The sequence below is a fragment of the Streptosporangium sp. NPDC006013 genome (assembly GCF_040614275.1).
GTDB lineage: Bacteria > Actinomycetota > Actinomycetes > Streptosporangiales > Streptosporangiaceae > Streptosporangium.
On the sequence record NZ_JBEXUE010000718.1, the window covers coordinates 1 to 3,650 of the forward strand.

2 protein-coding genes are annotated in these 3,650 nt (G+C 74.5%); both read left to right on the forward strand.

Features of this window, described 5'->3' with window-relative positions; all coding sequences use genetic code 11:
- Positions 1 to 197: 197 nt before the first annotated feature.
- Positions 198 to 2,237, forward strand: a complete 2,040-nt coding sequence (locus ABZ260_RS48420; RefSeq protein ID WP_355631996.1) for a type I polyketide synthase — start codon at positions 198 to 200, stop codon at positions 2,235 to 2,237.
- Positions 2,234 to 3,650: AMP-binding protein (locus ABZ260_RS48425; protein WP_355631993.1), on the forward strand; the 1,417-nt coding region annotated here is incomplete at its 3' end. The genes ABZ260_RS48420 and ABZ260_RS48425, both read left to right, overlap by 4 nt.

Genomic DNA, 3,650 nt, shown 5'->3' on the forward strand with positions numbered 1-3,650 from the left:
GTTCACCGCTTGGCGGGAACGTCGCCCGTTCCGGTCTCCGTGTTCTCGGAAGTTGCCGGCGGGGATTGTGACCCGGCCGCCCGCGACCGGCCGGGCCGCGCGGCCCGCACCGGCTCGTCCAGCGCGCCCGGCAGGACCTGGCCACCCTCTGCCTGGCCGAGGACGTTCCCCGGACGCCGGGGGCGGGAGAGGTACGGATCCGGGTACACGCCGCCGGGCTCAACTTCAACGACGTGCTGCGCGGGATCGGCATGCTGGGCGAGCAGCCGGAGCCACTCGGCTACGGCCTGGAGTGCGCGGGCGAGGTGACCGCCGTCGGCGACGGCGTCACAGATCTGGCCGTCGGCAGCCGGGTGGTGGCCCTGGTCGCCGAGATCGGCGCGATGGCCTCGCACGTCACCGTGGACGCCCGGCTGGCCGTGCCCATCCCCGGCGATCTGGACTTCACCGCGGCGGCGACGCTCCCCGCGGCGTACGTCACCGTGGTCTACGGCATGGAGCGGCTGGCCCGGCTGGAGGCGGGGGAGCGGGTGCTGATCCACGCCGCGGCCGGGGGCGTCGGCCAGGCGGCGGTGCGGCTGGCCCGGCGGGCGGGCGCGGAGGTCCTCGCCACCGCGGGCTCGCCCGGCAAGCGGGCCTGGCTCAGGGAACAGGGCGTCCGGCACGTCTTCGACTCGCGCTCGCTGGACTTCGCCGACCAGGTCCTGGAGGTCACCGGCGGCGCCGGGGTCGACATGGTGGTCAACTGCCTGGCCGGACAGGCCGTCGACGAGGGGCTGCGGATCCTGGCGCCCTTCGGCCGGTTCGTCGAACTCGGCAAGCGCGACATCGCGGAGAACCGGCCGCTGCCACTCGCCCCCTTCGCCAAGAGCCTGTCCTTTCACGCGGTGGAGGCGTTCTCGCTGGCCGGACGGCGCCCGGCACTGGTCGGCGCGATGCTGCGCGAGGTGGTGGACGCGGTCGCGGCGGGCGATCTCGGCCCGCTGCCGGTGACGACCTTCCCGGCGGTGGAGGCCGAGGCGGCGTTCCGGCACATGGCCTCGGCCAGGCACATCGGCAAGGTGGTGCTCACCTTCGACCGGCCCCGGCTGCGTGCCGACGGCACCTACCTGGTCACCGGCGGTCTGGGCGGTCTCGGCCTGGCCGCGGCCGAGGGGCTCGTACGGCAGGGAGCCAGGCATCTCGCCCTGCTGGGCAGGAGCGAGCCCGGGCAGGCCGCGCGGGAGCGGATCGCCGCGCTCCGCGAGGAGGGCGTGCGGGTCGTGGTGCTGGCCGCCGACGTCGCCGACGCGGGCGCGCTGGAGCGGGCGCTCGACGGGCTCCGCGCCCAGGCGCCACCCATCCGCGGTGTCCTGCACGCCGCCGGGGTGCTGCGCGACCGCACGATCGCCGCCGTCGACCTCGACGAGGTAGCCGAGGTGCTGCGCCCCAAGGTGGCCGGCACCCGCAACCTGCACCGGCTGACCTGCGGCGACCCGGTGGAGCTGTTCGTGCTGTTCTCCTCGGCGGCCGGGCTGCTCGGCTCCGGCGGCCAGGCCGGTTACGCGGCTGCCAACGCCTTCCTGGACGGTTTCGCGCACTGGAGGAGGAACCGGGGCCTGCCCGCCACCAGCGTCGACTGGGGCGTTTGGTCACAGATCGGGCTCGCCGCCCGGCCGGACCGGGCGGGCAGGCTGGCCGACCGGGGCATGGGCTCCATCGACACCGCGTCGGGCCTGCGGATCCTCGCCGAGCTGCTCGCCGAGCTGCCGGCCCAGGTGGCGGTCGTCCCGCTGGACGCGCCCGCCTGGTTCGCGAACAACCCCGGACACGAGCACTGGTCGATCTTCGCCGGGCTGGCGGCCGGCCACGCCGGGGCCAACCGGCTGAGCATCACGACCCCCCAGGAGCTGGAGCGGGCGCTCGTCGAGTGGGTGGCGGGGGTGCTGCGCACCTCACCGGCCGCGATCGACCCGAAGGCGTCGCTGACCCGGCTGGGACTGGACTCGCTGATGGCCGTCGAGCTGCGCAACCTCCTGGAGGCCCGGCTCGGGGTGCGCCTGCCGGCCCCGGCCTTCCTCGACGGCCCCACCGTCACCGAGCTGGCCGGGCGGGTGAGCGCCCATCTGGACGAGCGGCCGGCCGGCGAGACCGATACCCGTGACCCGATGGCGGCGCGGCTGGACGCCCTGTCCGACGCCCAGGTGGACGCCCTGCTGGACGAGCTTCTCAACGACCACATCGGAGGTATGGCATGACATTTCATGATTCGGTGCTGGCGTCGCTGCTGAGCACCGCCGACGAGCACGGTGAGCGCCCGGCGCTGACCTTCCTGGGCAGGGACGAGCGCACCCGGTGGACCTTCGCCGAGCTGGCCCTGCGTGCCCGCCAGGTCGCCACCCGCCTCACCGAGGCCGGCGCGTGCGGCGAGCGCGTGCTCCTGGTCTGCCCCTCCTCCGCCGAGTACGCGCCCGTCTTCTACGGCTGCATGCTGGCCGGGGCCCTGCCCGTGCCCGTCTACCTGCCCTCCCTCGCGCACTTCAGATCCGCCTGGTCGAAGATCGCCTCCATCGCCCGCGACTCCGGCGCCGCCTACGCGATCGCCCCCGAGCCGCTCCCCGACGCGGACGCACTGGCGGCCCTGCCCGGCTTCCGCGGCTGGCTGCACTTCGCCGACCTGTTCCTCGGCGACGCCGCCGACCACTGGAGGCTGCCCGCCCCCGGCGACCTGGCGTTCCTGCAGTACACCTCGGGATCGACCGGCGACCCCAAGGGCGTCATGGTCACCCACGGCGGCCTGACGCACAACGCCCGCGCGGTGGCCGCCGCCGTCGGGGCCACCCACGAGACGACCACGGTCTCCTGGCTGCCGCTCTACCACGACATGGGGATCATCGGATCGCTGCTGTCGCCGCTGCTGTGGGGCGCGCACGTGGTGAAGATGTCGCCGCAGACGTTCGCCGCCCGGCCGTTCGCCTGGCTGCGGGCCATCTCCGAGCACGGCGGGCAGCTCTGCTACGCGCCCAACTTCGCCTACGAACTGTGCGCCCGCAAGGTCACCGACGCCGAGATCGCCACCCTGGACCTGAGCGGCTGGCGGGTGGCGATCAACGGCGCCGAGCCGCTCAGGCGGGACACCCTGCGCCGCTTCGCCGAGCGGTTCGCCCCCGCCGGATTCGACGCCGCGAGCCTGCACGTCGGGTACGGCATGGCCGAGGCCACCCTGGTCGTCTCCACCGGGCCGCTGTCGGTCGCCGACCCCGGCGTCCGGGTGGGGGAGCGTCACTACGTGCGCTGCGGCACCCCGCTGGACGACACGGTCGTGGCGATCGCCGACCCCGACACCGGGCTGGCGCGGGAGCCCGGCGAGGTGGGCGAGGTGTGGGTGTCGGGACCCTCGGTGGCGGCCGGCTACTGGCAGCGCCCCGACGCCACCGCCGAGACCTTCCACGCCCGGCTGCCGGGACGCCAGGAGAACTTCCTGCGTACCGGAGACCTCGGCGTGCTGGACGGCGACGGCGTGGTGATCGTCGGCCGGCACAAGGCGTCCGCCGAGGAGCTCGGCAGGGTCAGGGAGAAGATCCTCGCCCCGGTCGTTCAACAACGGCAACCTGGACCGGGGACAGGGCTACCTGATCGGCGCGGTCACCGCCTTCAAGGGCGAGGAGGAC